This window comes from Saccharothrix sp. NRRL B-16314, from assembly GCF_000716595.1.
GTDB lineage: Bacteria > Actinomycetota > Actinomycetes > Mycobacteriales > Pseudonocardiaceae > Actinosynnema.
Window position 1 is genome coordinate 199,198 of record NZ_JNXC01000007.1, and the last position, 15,132, is coordinate 214,329.

General features: G+C 72.0%; 14 protein-coding genes. 5 read left to right on the top strand and 9 right to left on the bottom strand.

Annotated features, from left to right (window positions below):
• Positions 1 to 18 precede the first annotated feature (18 nt).
• A complete protein-coding gene (locus tag OQ02_RS14425; RefSeq protein WP_231500029.1) occupies positions 19 to 633 on the top strand; it encodes a histone deacetylase in 615 nt (204 codons plus the stop codon).
• Here OQ02_RS14425 and OQ02_RS14430 read toward each other — a convergent pair.
• Genes OQ02_RS14430 through OQ02_RS14445 form a run of 4 tightly spaced genes read right to left on the bottom strand, consistent with a single transcriptional unit; the run spans position 608 to position 5,464 of the window.
• Positions 608 to 1,651 carry a GDSL-type esterase/lipase family protein gene (locus OQ02_RS14430; RefSeq protein ID WP_033438895.1) on the bottom strand — a complete coding sequence of 348 codons (1,044 nt, stop codon included), beginning with the start codon at positions 1,649 to 1,651 and terminating at the stop codon, positions 608 to 610. The two genes, OQ02_RS14425 and OQ02_RS14430, sit on opposite strands and share 26 nt — an antisense overlap.
• Positions 1,652 to 1,657: 6 nt before the next feature.
• On the bottom strand, positions 1,658 to 2,341 hold the full coding sequence (locus tag OQ02_RS14435) for an ABC transporter ATP-binding protein (protein ID WP_231500030.1): 684 nt from the start codon (positions 2,339 to 2,341) through the stop codon (positions 1,658 to 1,660).
• Entirely contained in the window at positions 2,338 to 3,003 is a 666-nt protein-coding gene (locus OQ02_RS14440; protein ID WP_033438896.1) for an ABC transporter ATP-binding protein, read from the bottom strand. Before OQ02_RS14440 ends, OQ02_RS14435 begins: the two co-directional genes overlap by 4 nt.
• Positions 2,996 to 5,464: a hypothetical protein gene (locus OQ02_RS14445; protein WP_033439026.1), complete on the bottom strand. Its 2,469-nt coding sequence runs from the start codon at positions 5,462 to 5,464 to the stop codon at positions 2,996 to 2,998. Before OQ02_RS14445 ends, OQ02_RS14440 begins: the two co-directional genes overlap by 8 nt.
• A gap of 138 nt (positions 5,465 to 5,602) precedes the next feature.
• Here OQ02_RS14445 and OQ02_RS14450 point away from each other — a divergent pair, with 138 nt between their 5' ends.
• Both OQ02_RS14450 and OQ02_RS14455 read left to right on the top strand, forming a co-directional pair.
• On the top strand, positions 5,603 to 5,833 hold the full coding sequence (locus OQ02_RS14450) for a hypothetical protein (protein ID WP_033438897.1): 231 nt from the start codon (positions 5,603 to 5,605) through the stop codon (positions 5,831 to 5,833).
• Between the two features lie 111 nt (positions 5,834 to 5,944).
• A complete protein-coding gene (locus OQ02_RS14455) occupies positions 5,945 to 7,465 on the top strand; it encodes a chitinase (RefSeq protein ID WP_051772292.1) in 1,521 nt (506 codons plus the stop codon).
• A 43-nt stretch (positions 7,466 to 7,508) separates the two neighbouring features.
• Here the strand turns inward: OQ02_RS14455 and OQ02_RS14460 are convergent, their stop codons facing one another.
• The 3 genes from OQ02_RS14460 to OQ02_RS14470 form a co-directional block, all read right to left on the bottom strand.
• Positions 7,509 to 9,011, bottom strand: a complete 1,503-nt coding sequence (locus OQ02_RS14460; protein WP_033438898.1) for a methionine--tRNA ligase — start codon at positions 9,009 to 9,011, stop codon at positions 7,509 to 7,511.
• 237 nt (positions 9,012 to 9,248) lie between these two features.
• Positions 9,249 to 10,022, bottom strand: coding sequence for a hypothetical protein (locus OQ02_RS14465; RefSeq protein ID WP_033438899.1), 774 nt, complete (start codon positions 10,020 to 10,022; stop codon positions 9,249 to 9,251).
• Between the two features lie 109 nt (positions 10,023 to 10,131).
• On the bottom strand, positions 10,132 to 10,752 hold the full coding sequence (locus OQ02_RS14470) for an L-threonylcarbamoyladenylate synthase (protein ID WP_033438900.1): 621 nt from the start codon (positions 10,750 to 10,752) through the stop codon (positions 10,132 to 10,134).
• Between the two features lie 414 nt (positions 10,753 to 11,166).
• On the opposite strand from OQ02_RS14470, the gene OQ02_RS14475 reads away from it, so the two are divergent.
• The gene (locus tag OQ02_RS14475; RefSeq protein ID WP_033438901.1) at positions 11,167 to 12,102 is read left to right on the top strand and encodes a hypothetical protein; all 936 of its coding nucleotides are present in this window, start codon (positions 11,167 to 11,169) and stop codon (positions 12,100 to 12,102) included.
• A 110-nt stretch (positions 12,103 to 12,212) separates the two neighbouring features.
• On the opposite strand, the gene OQ02_RS14480 is transcribed toward OQ02_RS14475, so the two are convergent.
• Complete coding sequence (locus tag OQ02_RS14480; protein WP_231500031.1) at positions 12,213 to 12,830, bottom strand: TetR/AcrR family transcriptional regulator; 618 nt, start codon at positions 12,828 to 12,830, stop codon at positions 12,213 to 12,215.
• A 91-nt stretch (positions 12,831 to 12,921) separates the two neighbouring features.
• Here OQ02_RS14480 and OQ02_RS14485 point away from each other — a divergent pair, with 91 nt between their 5' ends.
• Positions 12,922 to 13,848 carry an NAD(P)-dependent alcohol dehydrogenase gene (locus OQ02_RS14485; RefSeq protein WP_033438903.1) on the top strand — a complete coding sequence of 309 codons (927 nt, stop codon included), beginning with the start codon at positions 12,922 to 12,924 and terminating at the stop codon, positions 13,846 to 13,848.
• 15 nt (positions 13,849 to 13,863) lie between these two features.
• Here OQ02_RS14485 and OQ02_RS14490 read toward each other — a convergent pair whose 3' ends face one another.
• Entirely contained in the window at positions 13,864 to 15,006 is a 1,143-nt protein-coding gene (locus OQ02_RS14490) for an acyl-CoA dehydrogenase family protein (protein ID WP_033438904.1), read from the bottom strand.
• Positions 15,007 to 15,132 lie beyond the last annotated feature (126 nt).

A 15,132-nucleotide genomic window follows, 5' to 3' on the forward strand; every position in this document is an offset into this window, starting at 1 on the left:
CCCGGGAGGCCGAGCCGGTTGGTCTGGTACGTCAGCTACGGCTCGAACATGCACGCCGAGCGGTTCGCGTGCTACCTCACGGGTGGGACGCCGGTCGGTGCGACGAGGTGCTACCCGGGGTGCCGGGACGGCAGTCCGCCGGTCGACACCAGGGCGTTGGAGCTGCCCGGCGGGATCTACTTCGCCACGCACTCGCCGGTCTGGCTCGGCGGTCGGGCGTTCTATGACCCTGGCCTGCCCGGCACCACCTCTGCGCGCGGCTACCTGGTGACCGCGCCGCAGTTCGCCGACGTAGCCGAACAGGAGATGTACCGCGAACCGGGCGCCGACCTCGACCTGACCGCCGTGCTGGCCGACGGCAGGCACGCGTTCGGCCCCGGCCGCTACGAGACGCTGCTCCACCTCGGCGAGCACGACGGCCACCCGGCCCTGACGTTCACCGCACCGTGGAGCGCGGCCGACGTCGAGCACACCGCACCCTCGGCCGCCTACCTGAGGATGCTCGGCTCCGGCCTCGCCGAAGCGCACGGCTGGACCGCCGGACGGATCGCCGCCTACCTCGCCCGCCGCACGCCGTTCTGGACCGCCGCCGACATCGCGGCGCTGGTCAGTCCTTCTCCACCACGGCGGTGAGGTTCCCGTCGTCACCGGCGACGCACGACGCCTCCCGGTCCGGCATGGTCAGGAACTCCGTCATGCACCGACCGAACTGCTCGTACCCGCGTGCGTTGGGGTGGAACGACTCCTGCAAGGCGTGCCGCGCCCGCGACTCCTCCCGCAGACCGTCGAAGTCGATCGTGAGCCGGGTGAACCACTCGTCCTCGGGCTTCTTCCCGCGCATGCACGCCTCGCGCTCGTCACCCGCCTTGGACAGGTCGAGGAACCTCGCGTCCACCTTGTCCGCCGCCGTGCGCAGGCCGTCCGACAGCTGGTCGACGGCCGTGTCCCGGACCCACTCCAGGTCACCGGTCCGCAGCGGGCACCCGGCGAGGTTCTGGAGGTCGAACGGCAACCCCGGCGCGACCGGCGCGGCGTAGGACTGGAGGACGAGCGTGTACGACCGGGGCGTGTAGCCCTCGTCCTGCAACACCCGGCGGACGTCGCGCAGCGCCCGTTCCACCTTGGGGGTCATCCGCTTGACCCGGGCCTCCCACTCGGCGGCCATGGCGTCCGCGCAGTCGGTGCTGCGCTCGATCCACGCCCGCAGGCACGCGCCCAGCACGTCCGCGAACCGCGGGTCGTCGTTCGCGCCGACCGCCACCACGACCACCGACACCCGGTACTCGCGCGCGATCGCCGCCAGCTGCGCGGCCTGCGAACCCTCCGTGTTGCGCACTTGGTCGGTGATGCCGACCTGTTCCGAGTTCGCGCCGGAGCAGGCGAGGTTGAACACCCGGTCCACGCCCGCGACCTGCGTCTTGTACACCGAGGCCTTCAACGACCGGTGGCACCAGTTGCCGTTCTCGCCGTCCGTCCCCGGCTCGTACGTGCCCGCGCCCTCACCGGCCATGGTGCTGTCCCCGAGCGCGACCAACGCCCGCGGCGCGTCGCGCGAGGGGCCGGGTGACGACGGGTAGGGCGAGTCGCTGACCACCAGCAACAGGGCGAGCAGCGGGAACACCAGGGCGACGGCAACGAATCGACGCAACATCGGTGCCTATCCTACGGAGACCCGCCCGCCGTCGAGCACCACAGTGCGGTCCGCCGCGCGGTGCACCTCGTCGTGGTGCGTGGCGATGAGCACGGCCGCGCCCGCGTCCGCCGCCTGGCGCAACGCCCGGACCGCCTTGGGCGCGCTGTTCAGGTCGAGGTGCGCGGTGGGCTCGTCCGCCAGCAGCACCCTCGGCGACCCGACGACGGCCCGTGCCAGCGCGGCGCGCTGCTGCTGCCCGAACGACACCTCGGCCGGGTACCGGTCGGCCAGGTCGGCGATGCCCAGTTCCGCCAGCAGTTCCGCCACCCTGGCCGGCGAACCGACCCGGCCGAGCCGGACGGGCAGCGCCACGTTCTCCGCCAACGTCAGCTCGCCGGCCAGCCCCAGCGCCTGCGGCAGCAGGGCGCACAACTGCCACGGCGGCGGCGACGTCAGCACCTCGCCGCCCAGCTCCACCGTGCCCGCGTCGGCCTGGTCGAACCCGGCGAGCACGGCCAGCAGCGCGCTCTTGCCCGACCCGGACGGACCGGACAGCGTCACCAGCTCACCGGCCGCCACCTCCAGGTCCACCCCGCGCAGCACGTGCACCGGCCCGCCGGCGTGCTGGAACGTCCGCTCGATCCCCGTCGCCCGCAGCGCCACGGCGCGTGCCACCGCCGTCGACCCGACCTGTCGCGAAGCCGTCACGCCGCCAACACCCCGTTCCGCAGGTCGAACCTCGTGTCGGCCAGCGCGATCAGCCTCGGGTCGTGCGACGCCACCACCACGGGCACACCCCGCTGCGCCAAGTCCGTCAACGTCTCCAGCACCAGGTCCGCCGAGACCACGTCCAACTGGGACGTCGGCTCGTCGGCCAGCACGACCGTCGCCTGCCGCGCCAGCGCGCACCCGAACGCCAGCCGCTGCTGCTGCCCGCCGGACATCGCGGACACCTTCCAACCGGCGGTGCCGGGCAGGCCCAACTGCTCCAGCAGCTCCTCGACCGGCGCGACCCGCCCGGCCGCCTGCGCCGCCGCACGCAGGTTGTCGCCCACGTCCAGGTGGTCGATCAGGTTGTCCGCCGGGTTCTGGAACACCAGCGCGACCTCCTTCCGCCGCAGCTGCCGCCTGGCCCGCGACGACAGCCGCTCCGTACCCGCGCCCCGCAGCTCCACGCCACCGACCGTAGGCCGCTCCACCAGGCTCAGCACGCGCAGCAGTGTCGACTTGCCCGACCCGGAAGGCCCCGCCAGCACCGTCATGCCCTGCGCGGGCACGTCCAGCGACACGTCCGACACCGCCGTCACCGCACCGGCGGACGTCCGGTACTCCACACCCACGCCGCGCAGCCGCAGCACGTGATCAACCACGGATCAACTCCCCGATCTTCGCCGAACGCGCCGCGCGCACCGCGATCCACGCCGCCACCAGCACCACCAGCACGCTCCCCGCGACCGTCGCCGCCACCAGCGGCAGCGCGTTCGGGACTTCCGGCGCCGGGGTGAGTCGCGGTGCGGGGTCGAGCTTCGGCACGGTGACACCGCTGCTCACCGCGCTGGAGGCCATCCCGACGACGACCGCCGCAGCGGCCACCGAGCCCAGTTCGAACAGGTGGCTGCGCAGCATCGCGGCCGGGCTGAGGCCCATCCGGCCGCTGAACGCGCTCGACAGCGCGTTCTGCCGCCGCCGCACCTCCACCGCCAGCAGCAGCGCGATCGCCGCCACCACCGCGAGCACCGCGCCGAGGGCCGTGACGAAACCGAACGTCCACTGGATCGTCAGGAACGGCAGGCCCTGCACCGCCTTCGACTTCTCGTCGGGGTCGTGGTGCTTCACGCCGGCCGCCGACAACGCCGCGGTCAGCTCGCCGAGCGGCTTGCGCGACCACACGTACCAGGAGCCGACGTCGTCCCGGTCCTCGATCCGGTCCACCGGCACCACCCAGCCGGCCTTGCCGAGCTTCGGGAACGTCGGCACCCACGCCGACGGGTTCACCGGCGGCAGCCCCGGCAGCCGGACTTCACGGCGCGGCACGGAGCCCACCCGCAGCGGCTCGGTCAGCAGCGCCGGGTCGATCTCGAACGGGTACGCGCCGTCGCGGAACGTCCGCGGGTCCACCACCAGGGCACGGCGGTCGAACTGCTCGACGTAGCCGACGATGGTGGAGTCGGCGCGCAGCGACTCCGGCAGCTCGGTCGTCCCCGGTGCGATCCGGGCGTAGCTGTTCGAGCCCGTGAACATGCCGGACTTCACGTCCAGCGCCGTCGCCTGCGACCCCGCGATGGCGGTGCCGACCGCGATGGTGCCGACGGCCAGCACGCCCACCAGCAGCACGCCCGTCACCGGTCCGCGTGCCGCGGCGAGGCGGCGGAGGGCCAGCTGCGCGGCCGGTTTGGACCAGAACTTCGCGCGGTGCGACGCGGCCAGCCCCCACTTCGCCAACCGGGCCGTCAGCAACGCGGCCGTGAGCACGACAAGCAGCGGGAACGCCAGGGCCGCCGCATCGATGCGAGGCAGTCCGCCGATCTTGGTCGTGGTGGCCAGACCGCTGTGCTGCACCCGGTTCCACGCCCACACGGCCAGCGCCGCGGTCGCCAACTCCCACGGCAGGGCGGCCAGCACCTTGCGCAGGCGGTTGCCGCGCACCGCGACCTGGAACATCCGGTGCGTGCGCAGGGCGGCGGTGGCGAACGTGACCACGATGCCCAGCGCCACCACCACGACCACCGCCGACGCCGCCGTGGAGACGGTGCCGGGCGGCAGGACGTCGGACGGTGCGTACACGGGCAGCAGGAGCCGGGCCGTGCCCAACCCGGCCGCGCCGCCGACCACCAGCGGCAGGCCCAGTTCCAGCACGCCCCGACCGCCGAGCGCGAACGGGCCCGCTCCGCGCACCCACAGCAGCCGCAGTTCGTGCTGCCGGCGCTGTGCCCATTGGACGGTCACCGTGGCGATGCCCGCCAGGCCGATGAGCAGGCTGATCAAGGTGAGGGGCAGGACGGCGGACCGCACGTTCGTCACGGTCTGCGCGGCGTTCTCGACCGGCAGGACCAGCGGTGACACCTTGCGGTTGAACATCTCCTCGATCGGGGCGACGCGCTGGGTGCCCGCGGCGAGCAGCGCCGAGGCCTCGTCGATGGTGCGCGGCACGTCGGCGGGGAAGCGCACGGTGATGTCGGTGGGGGTCGTCGCCTCCGGCGGCAGCGCGGCGAACGACTCGGCGCTGGGCATCCACACCACGGCGGTCGCGAGCTCGTCGCGGTCCAGCACGTTCGGCACGATGAAGTGGCGTTCCGAGCACCACCACTCGGGCAGCGGGTCGAACACGTCGGCGTAGACCGCGGTGACCGGTGGCAGCCGCCCGCCCATGCCGCGCTCGCCCAGTCGGAGGTCGGTGGTGACGGCGATGCTCTGCGGCACCCACAGGCCGTCCTTCGAGCCGCCCTGGAGCACCTTCAGGTGGTCGGTGGCGCCGGGTCGGTAGCCGAACTTGGCCTCGGTCGGCTGCCCGCCGAAGTCCACCCGCTTCTCGCGCGTGTAGGTGCCGATCAGCGGTGGCTTGTCCGGCGTCGCGGCGGTGATTCCCCGAACCACCTCGGCGACGTACGCGTGGGGGAGCGCGCCGACGCCCGTGGCCTCCAGCGACGGGTGCAGCGCCTCCGCGCACAGCTGGTCCTGCTGGTAGGCGATGGCGGCGCTGCCGGAAGCGGCCGAGTGCATCACGGCGGCGGCGACCACGAAGCTGAGCAGCAGCGCGGTGACCACGCTGACCAGCAGCGTCAACGGGCTCGACAGGGCAGCGCGCGGGGCGGCTCTCCACGGGATCTGCACCAGCGAACGGTAACCGCCGGTCTGTTCACGCAGGAGAGTTTCCATGAACAACAGTCGCGATCCGGACAACGTCCGGACAACGCGCGGGGTGTCCGGAAACGCCGCGCGCGGGCCGGACAACGGGCGGGCGGTGTCGAAATGGTCTTGTCGGGGTACTGGGACACCATGAAGCCGACCTTGATGAAGAAGTCGCTCGCCGTGCTGGCCAGTGGGGCCGCGCTGTTCCTGACCCTGGGCGCCGGGTGCAACGAGGAGGGCGGCAACCAGAACGACGACCGTCCGGGCGTCGAGAACAACCAGGAGAACGAGCAGGACGGCGAAGGCGGCGAAGACGGGAACGGCGAGGGCGACGAGGGCGGCGACAACTGACCCGGGGCCGCGCGCCCTCGTGACACCCACCCGGCGGTCTCTCTTGACACGCCGTGACGTGGTCTAGTCCAATTCTCCCTCAGGAGGCCGCCACCGCCTGGGAGGAGAACGATGTCGCGAGTCCTGTTCGCCAGGGTGGGGGTGGTGGCGGCGTTGGTGGTCGGCGCGGCGGCGGTGGGCTTCGCGCCCGCGTACGCCGCGTCGGTCACCGCGACGTTCACCAAGACCGCGAGTTGGGATACCGGCTACACCGCGCAGTTCTCGATCAAGAACGGGACCAGCGCGGCGATCTCGGGGTGGAAGGTCGAGTTCGACCTGCCGGCCGGGACGGCGGTCGGCGCTTACTGGGATTCCCTGCAGACGAACGCCGCTGGGCACTACACGTTCACCCACCGGGAGTACAACGGGAGCGTCGCGCCCGGCGCCACGGTGACGTTCGGCTTCAACGCCTCCGGCACCGCGTCGCCGGCCAACTGCAAGATCAACGGAGCGTCGTGCGCAGGGTCCACGACGACCACCACGACGACCACCACGACGACGACCACCACTTCCACCACCACTTCCACGACCACGACGACCACCGGCCCGACGACGACCACGACCACGCCACCACCCACCGGGCTGCCGAAGCGCGTCCTGGTCGGCTACCTGCACGCGAGCTTCGCCAACGGCTCCGGCTACATCCGGATGAAGGACGTCTCCGACGACTGGGACATCGTCAACCTGTCCTTCGCCGAACCCACCTCCGCGACCTCCGGCGACCTCCGCTTCGCCCAGTGCCCGGTCGCCGAGTGCCCGAACGTGGAGTCCGAGGCCGAGTTCATCGCGGGCATCCGGGAGAAGCAGGCCAAGGGCAAGAAGGTGCTGATCTCCATCGGCGGCGCGAACGGCCAGGTGCAGCTGTCGACCACGGCCGCGCGCGACGCGTTCGTGCGCTCGGCCTCGGCGATCATCGACCGGTACGGCCTCGACGGCCTGGACGTCGACTTCGAGGGCCACTCGCTGTCCCTCAACGCCGACGACACCGACTTCCGCGCGCCGACCACGCCGGTGATCGTCAACCTGATCCAGGCGCTGAAGACGCTGAAAGCCCGCTACGGCGCGAAGTTCGTGCTCACCATGGCACCGGAGACGTTCTTCGTTCAGATCGGCTACCAGCACTACGGCGGCAGCGGCGGCGCCGACCCGCGGGCGGGCGCGTACCTGCCGGTGATCCACGCGCTGCGCGACGACCTGACCCTGCTGCACGTCCAGCACTACAACTCCGGCCCGATCATGGGCCTCGACAACCAGTACCACTTCATGGGCGGCCACGACTTCCACGTGTCGATGGCGGACATGGTGCTGGCCGGGTTCCCGGTGCGCGGTGACGCGACGAAGTTCTTCACCGGGCTGCGGCAGGACCAGGTGGCCATCGGCCTGCCGGCGAGCATCAACGCGGGCAACGGGTTCACGTCGGTCGCGGAGGTGCACAAGTCGTTGGACTGCCTGATGAAGGGCGCGAACTGCGGCACGTACAAGCCGAAGGCCGTGTACCCGGCGTTGCGCGGTCTGATGACGTGGTCGGTGAACTGGGACCGCCACAACGGGTTCGAGTTCTCCCGTTCACACCGGGCCTACCTGCCCCGGTGAGCCGCTGAGGACCCGCCGGGGCACCACCCCGGCGGGTCCGACGTCACAGCCGGGGGAAGAGGGGCTGCGGTAGCGGGAGCCGGTCCGACAGCGTGACGCACTGCCCGGAGATCCGCGCGGCCAGTGTCGGGATGAACGGGGTCAGCTCGGTGGCCAGCACGCGGCAGGCCGACAGCAGGGCCGTGATCGCGGAGTCGAGCCGCCGTCCCGCCCCGACATCACCACCCCGTTCGGCGCGGGCCAGCTCCCACGGCCGCACGTGCTCGACGTAGCGGTTGGCCTCCTCCACGATCCGCCACACCGCCGCGGCGGCCCGCCCGAAGTCGAAGTCGGTCAGCGCGGCGTGCACCAGGTCCGGGCACTCCCGGCACGCCACGCCCAACGGCTCCGCGTCCGAGTCCGGGCCCGCGCCGACGGGTGGTCGGCCGTCGCGGTAGCGGTGGGCCATGACGGTGACCCGGTTGACGAGGGTGCCCAGGCCGGTGGCCAGGTCCTCGTTGGCGCGGGCGACGAGCCGGGGCACGGTGAAGTGGGCGTCACCGACCCGGGGCACCTCGCGCAGCAGCCACCACCGCACCGCGTCCGCGCCGTACCGGTCGGCCAGGCCCACCGGATCGACCACGTCACCGGCGGACTTGCCGAGCCTGCGGCCGTCGGTGGTGAGGTGGTCGTGCACCAGGACGTCGGTCGGCACCGGCTCGCCCGCGGACAGCAGCACGGCCGGCCAGAGCACCGCGTGGAAGCGCAGCACGTCCTTGCCGATCACGTGCACGCGCCGGTCGTTCTCCACCCACCAGCGCCGGTAGTTCGACCTGCCCTCGCCGTAGCCCAGGCTGGTGACGGAGGTGCCCAGCGCGTCCCACCACACCTGGACGACCTGGTCCGGGTCGCCCGGCACGGGGATGCCCCAGTCGTGGGCGCGGGTCCGTGACCGGGAGATGGCGAAGTCCCGCAGCCCGGCGGCGATGAACCCGAGCACCTCGTCCCGCCGCGACGCCGGTTCGACGCGGATCGTGCCGCCGCTGATCAGGTCGTGGAGCCGGTCCGCGTAGCGCGACAGCCGGAAGAACCAGTTCTCTTCGGTGACGAACCGCGGCGCAACGTCGTGCTCCGGGCACTTGCCGTCCACCAGTTCGTCGGACGTGCGGAACTGCTCGCACCCGACGCAGTACAGGCCTTCGCAGTGCGCGCGGTAGATGTCGCCCGCGTCCGCGCAGGCCCGCCAGAGCCGTTCGACGCCGGAGCGGTGTCGGGCGTCGCGGCTCGTGCGGATGAAATCGCTGAACGACAACGCCAACGGCTCGCGCAGCGCCGCGAACGCCGCCGCGTTCCGGTCGACCAACTCGCCGGTCGACAGCCCGGCCTCTTCGGCGGCCGGCACGTTCTTGGACGAGTTCTCGTCGATGCCGGTCAGGAACCGCACCCGGTCGCCGCGCAGGCGGTGGTGCCGGGCCAGCACGTCGGCCTGCACGACCTCCAGCGCGTACCCGAGGTGCGGGCCCGCGTCGACGTCCGGGATGGCGGTGGTCACGTAGAACCGCGACATCGGGGAACCTCCTGGTGCGGGGGCTCCGCACCGGGCGGAGGCACCCGGCGTGGGCGCCTCGGACCTCGTCACCGGTCCAGCGTCGGCAGCCCCGCGTGGCGGGGCGCCATGACCGGGCAGGACGAGGACATGGCGGCGACGCTAGCAGTGCCGCCGCCCGTCCCGCGCGTCGTTATCGCCCGGCCGTCGCCGTGGCGGCCGTCGCCCTGGCGAACCAGGGGCGCCGACGGCGGTCTCCTAGCAGCCGATGCGGTCGGTGCCCAGCGCGATGTCGTCCATCCAGATGTCGTAGCTGCCCTCGTTCGGCTGGTAGAGCTGCCAGCCGAGCTTCACCGTGTCGAACCTCGGGAACAGGAAGTCGACCGGGTTGCCCCCGTGCTCACGGGTCGACACGGTCAGGTCCGGGTTCGCCACACCGTCGAACCACAGCGTGATCCGGTTGTCCGCGGCGTCCATCCGCCACTCGACGCACTGCCACGCGCCGGCCTCGGACGGCGCCGACTCACGCCAGTTCGTCCAGTCGCCGGTCGGGCCGCCGTCCGCGCCGACACCCCACAGCGCCTGGTCGAGCGGCGGCACGTACTGGCCACCCAGCGGGCGCACCACCTCGGGGCCGTCGCCGGTGGCCTCGATCAGGGTGTAGTGCGCCCAGTCCGGCTGGTCCGGGAACGCCGCCACCTTGACCCGGACCCGGCCGTAGAAGCTGTTGCCGGGCGCGGCGAAGTCGTCCACCTTGAGGAACGCCCGGCCGTTGCCCTCGGCGCGCACGTGCAGCACCTTCTGGCCGCGCCGGTCCCGTTCGACCTCCAGCGAGCCGTTCCTGGTGTCGACACCCCACTTCAGGCTGGTGCCCGCGCCGGTCGGCACGTTCTGGAAGTCCTCGCAGAACAGCAGGCCGGGACGGGCGCAGGTCTTCAGCCGGTGGTCGGCGGGGCTGGAAGCGGTCGCGACCGGGAGGGTGACGACCGACAGCAGGACGGCGAGGACCGCCGAGGACAACCGTTTCCGCACGGGTAGCTCCTTCTGCGCTGAGGGGGCAGCAGGAAGCTATCTGTTCTGGGAACGCTCCCATACCTCTGAGCGGCGCAACAGTGTTGATCTGTTCGCCCGATCCGCGGCGCTATTCGAAGCGTGACGGGTCGCCGGCGCCGTGCCGGACGACCTCCGGGTCGCCCTGCGAGAAGTCGACCACGGTCGTCGGCACGGTGCCGCAGTCGCCCGCGTCCAGCACGGCGTCGACCACGTGGTCCAGTCGTTCCTTGATGTCCCAGCCGTGCACCAGGGGCTCCTCCTGGTCGGGCAGCAGCAGGGTGCTCGACAGCAGCGGCTCGCCCAGCTCCTCCAGCAGCGCCAGCGCCACCGGGTGGTCCGGGATGCGCGCGCCGACCGTCTTCTTCTTCGCGTGCATCAACCGGCGCGGCACCTCGGTGGTCGCCGGGAGGATGAACGTGTAGCTGCCCGGCGTCGCCGCCTTGATCGCCCGGAACACCGCGTTGTCCACGTGCACGAACTGGCCGAGCTGGGCGAAGTCGCGGCACATCAGGGTGAAGTGGTGCTTGTCGTCGAGCTGCCGGATCTGCCGGATCCGGTCCAGGCCCGCCTTGTTGCCGAGCCGGCAACCGAGCGCGTAGCACGAGTCGGTGGGGTAGGCGATCAGCCCGTCCGCCTTGATCAGCGCGACCGCCTGGTCGATGGACCTGCGCTGTGGGTTCACCGGGTGAACGTCGAAGTACCTCGCCATGTGGGGAGCCTAGTCTCCCCGGTCGCGGCCTGCGGGATGCCCCGGACTCCACCCGTCTTGGCCGGGACGGGCGGGACGGTCGTGGTCAACGTGAGGGTGCTTCGGAACCGATTCACACGTTCGCGTGGATGATCCGCACGGTCGGATAGCGTTGATCGTCCTAATTGGACGAGGTCGGCCCGGTGTGGTGAAGATGCCTCCAGTGCCCGGGATTCGAGTGCGGAGATCACGTGCCGTCCCGGGTGCTGACGCTCCTCTCGGATCGAAAGCAGAACAACACTCATGTCCAGCAACGAAAAATCTTCCGAAGACTGCTCGCTTCCCGTCCACCTCGTGGGTTCGCTGCCGCGTCCGCTGTGCGAAGACCCAGCCACTTCCATGGGCTGGGTGCTCGAACACCGTGGCAGCGCAAGGTTGACAGCCCTGCCGTGGGACCGAGACCCGCGCTGGATCATCGACTGGCTCACGTACCACCTCGCGTCGCTGCCCGCGCTCGACCAGGTGCGCGGTGGGGACAGCCGCGGCTACGACGACATGCCCTACTACCGCGTCCGACCAGGGCACCGACTGCGGTCCGAGGACATCGGCCTCGCCCGGGTCGACCAGGCCGACGCGGCGTTCGCGGCGCTCGAACGGCTCGACACGGGTGGACCGATGCGGGTCCAGGTCGGCATCCCCAACGCGCTCGACCTGGCCGTCTTCGCGTTCGGTTCGATCGACGCGGCCTGCGAGTGGTTGCCTGTCGTGCAAGCCGCGGTGGTGGACGAGGTGGCCGGGCTCGCCGCCCGGTGGGGTGATCGGCTGCAGTTGCAGCTGGAGACGCCCGCCGTGCTGGTGGCGTACCACCACACACCGGAGGCGGCCTGGCCGGAGGTGACCGGCCGGATCATCTGGCAGGTGGCCGAGGTGCTCGCCGCCGCCGCGCCGGACGTCCGTTGGGTGGTGCACCTCTGCTACGGCGACCTGGAGCACGTGCCGGTGTTCACGCCGACCGACCTGCGTTCGCCGGTGTTGCTCCTCAACGCGCTGGCCGACCTGCTGGCCGAGCGCGGCATCCCGATGCCGGTGGTGCACCTGCCCATCGCGAGCGGTGACAGCCCGCCGTCCACGGATCCGGCGTTCTTCAGCGCGTTGCGAAGCCTGCGGCCCGGGGTGGAGATCATCGCGGGGGTCGTGGCCGAGGACAACCCCGAGGAGACGCGCGAGGCACTGGAGTTGACCGTGGACGCCCTCGGTCGGCCCGTTGCCGGCGTCGCCGCCGCGTGCGGGTACGGGCGGCGCACGGAGTCCGCGGCGGCGGCGAACCTGAAGTTGGCGGCACAACTGGCGAAGGAGTGGAGCGCGCGCTGACCGTCGCCGGCGAAACCTGCCGGGGCAACGGTTCCTGACTGTCCGGTTCGGACGGTTCGGGACCTCGGGAGGAGTGGTGCGGCCCTGGGTGGGTGAGCGCAGGGCCGAGCTCAGCCGAGGGCGTCCGCCAGTCCCAACGGGACCGGTGGGGGCAGCGGGTCACCGGCCTGGAACGCCTGGAGGAAGTAGGCGACCAGGCGGCGCGAGGCGGCCACGGTGGCTTCCACCGAGTCGGCGACGAGGCCGTTGTTCGCCATCAGCACGAGGTTCAGGTCTTCGGGGGTGAAGTCCGGGCGCAGCCGGCCGGACTCCTTGGCCCGCAGCACCAACCGGGCGAACGCCTCCTCGGCCCGCGCGCGTTCCTCGTCCACCGGCAACGCGTTCGGGAACCTGCTCAGGAACGCCGCGCTGAACCCCCGGTCCCGTGACTGCATCTCGCACAGCTCGCCCACCACCCGGCAGAAGGCCCGCCACGGGTCGGGATCGTCCAGCGCGTCGTGCACGACCGCCGCGCAGTTCGTCAACTGGTCCGCGAACACTTCCGTGACCAGTGACTCCTTGGTCGGGAAACGTCGGTAGAGGGTGGCTACGCCCACTCCGGCGCGGCGGGCGATCTCGGTCATCGAGACGTCCAGCCCGACCGCGGCGAACGTCTCCCGCGCCGAGGCGACGATGCGGTCGCGGTTGTGCTGCGCGTCCACGCGCAACTGAGTCGTCCCACCGGTCACCCCTCTCACTTTAGCTCAAGTGGAGGGAGCCTTCCGCTTGTCGTGTTAGCGTCGAAGTGGAGGGTAGCTTCCACTTCTTGAGGGGTGCGGGATGCGCGCAGCGCTGTTCGACCGGTACGGGCCGCCGGAGGTCTTGCACGAGGGCACCGCGCCCGATCCGGTGGTCGAGCCGGGGCACGTGCTGGTCCGGGTCCACGCGGCCAGCGTCAACGGCGGCGAGGTGATGGCGCGGGCCGGGAAGCTCAAGCTCCTGCTCGGCCGGAAGTTCCCGAAGCGCGTCGGTCTCGATTTCGCGGGCGAGGTCGTGTCGGGTCCTGGTTTCGAGCCCGGCGCGCACGTGTGGGGAGGGCTGCCGCGCGGTTCGTTCGGCAGCGCCGCCGAGTACGTCGCCGTGCACCCGCGTCAGATCGCGCGGAGCCCCGCCGGTCTGGACCTCGTCCAGGCCGCCGCGCTGCCGGGCGTCGGCACCACCGCCATCACCGCGCTGCGAGACAAGGCCAAACTTCGCCGGGGCGAACGCCTGCTCGTCCGCGCCGCGAGCGGGGGAGTGGGCAGCGTCGCGGTGCAAGTGGGGAAGGCGTACGGCGCACACGTCACCGCCCTGGCCGGTGAGCGCAACCTCGACTTCGTGCGCGAACTGGGCGCCGACGAGGCGATCGACTACCGCACCGATCCCGCGGACCTCGGCAGCTTCGACGTCGTCCTGGACACCTACGGCAGCACACCCCGCGCCTACCGCGGCCTGCTCGCCCCCGGTGGCCGGATGGTCGGCATCGCGTTCCGGTCCGCCGCCGACGTCGGCTACGTCCTCGCGTCGACGGTGTTCGGCTCGCGGCGCGTCCGGTTCTTCAGCGGCAACCCCCGGTCCGACCTGTTCGCGGACCTCACCGCCCTGGTCGAGAGCGGTGCGGTCCGGCCGGTGGTCGACGCGGTCCACCCGCTCGGCGGGATCGCCGAAGCCCACCGCGCGCTGGAAGCCGGTGGCGTGCGGGGCAAGCACGTCGTCCGCGTGGTGTGAGACCGGGGGCAGGGCTCAGACGAACGGGCTCAGGATGTTCTCGGCACCCACCAGCGCCGCGCCGTAGAACTCGAAGTTCACTTGCGGGATGAGCATGCCGTGGCGGGCGGACACGTTGGCGTCGCGCCAGATCCGCTGCAGCGGGCTGGCGTCGGCGAAGCCGCTCGAACCGTGCGCGTAGACGAGGGTTTCCAGCGCGCGGGTCACGTTGCGGGCGGCCACGGAGGCGTCGGCGCGGCAGCGGGCGCGGAGGAGTTCGGACGGGTAGGTACCCTCGGCGGCGTGGTCGTCGAGGGTGTCCGCGGCCCGGTAGGTGTGCAGCTCGGCGCTGTCCAGGGCGGCGGCCTCGGCGACCTGGAGCTGGAAGGCGACCGAGTCGCGCTGCCGGGCGAAGTCGGTGTAGGCGATGGCCTTGCGCCCGGCGGCGGAGGTCACGTGCGCGAGGGCGGCGCGGCCCAGGCCGAGCAGCGGCGCGGCGAGCATCACGACGAGCGTCGCCACGAACGCGGCGCGGTAGGTGGGCGGGGTGGCGGGCGTGACGTTGGAGCCCTCCACCAGGGGGCCGAGCCGCAGGACGCGGTGGTCCGGCACGAACGCGTCCTCCACCACGAAACGGTGGCTGCCGGTCGACTTCATCCCGGCCATGTGCCACTCGTCCACGATCCGGTAGTCCTCGCGCGGCACCAGGAGGACCGCCGGGCCGTCGTCGAGGACGACGGCCGCCAGCCCCCACGTCGCGTGCCAGATGCCGGAGGCGTAGCTCCAGCCGCCGCTGAGCCGGTAGCCGCCCGGCACGCGGTGGACCGGGCCGCTCGGCTTCAGGGCGCCGCTGATCCGGGCGTCGGGATCGGCGCCCCACACGTCGTCCTGCGCCTGCTCGGGGTACTGGGCCACGATCCAGCTGCCGCCGTTCCACAACGACGCCACCCAGCCCGCGCCGCCGTCGAGGGTGGCGAGTTCGGCCGCGACGTCGAGGTGCGTGCGGATCGACGCCTCACCGCCGCCGTAGCGCGCGGGGGTGGCGATGCGGAACGCGCCCGCCTCCCGCATCGCCGCCACGGTGTCGTCGGCCAGTCGGCGTTCGGCATCGGCCCGGTCGGCGGCGCGGGTCAGCTGGGGAGCGAGGGTCCTGATGGCGTCGAGGACGTCGGAGCTCATCGGCAACCTCCTGCGGAGAAGTTACGGTGAGTGACGATCGTCCCACTGCGGCTCGCGGAACGGCGCGACCATTCGCGTGGCATTCCCGGCCGGAGGGGTGGTGCCCGATTCGGGAGTGCGGCGCTC

Coding starts and splice junctions, on each gene's coding strand:
- OQ02_RS14470 (WP_033438900.1), bottom strand. CDS start 10,752: ATGGCGAGGTACTTCGACGTTCACCCGGTGAACCCACAGCGCAGGTCC.
- OQ02_RS14485 (WP_033438903.1), top strand. CDS start 12,922: ATGCGCGCAGCGCTGTTCGACCGGTACGGGCCGCCGGAGGTCTTGCAC.
- OQ02_RS14430 (WP_033438895.1), bottom strand. CDS start 1,651: ATGTTGCGTCGATTCGTTGCCGTCGCCCTGGTGTTCCCGCTGCTCGCC.
- OQ02_RS14450 (WP_033438897.1), top strand. CDS start 5,603: ATGGTCTTGTCGGGGTACTGGGACACCATGAAGCCGACCTTGATGAAG.
- OQ02_RS14490 (WP_033438904.1), bottom strand. CDS start 15,006: ATGAGCTCCGACGTCCTCGACGCCATCAGGACCCTCGCTCCCCAGCTG.
- OQ02_RS14455 (WP_051772292.1), top strand. CDS start 5,945: ATGTCGCGAGTCCTGTTCGCCAGGGTGGGGGTGGTGGCGGCGTTGGTG.
- OQ02_RS14460 (WP_033438898.1), bottom strand. CDS start 9,011: ATGTCGCGGTTCTACGTGACCACCGCCATCCCGGACGTCGACGCGGGC.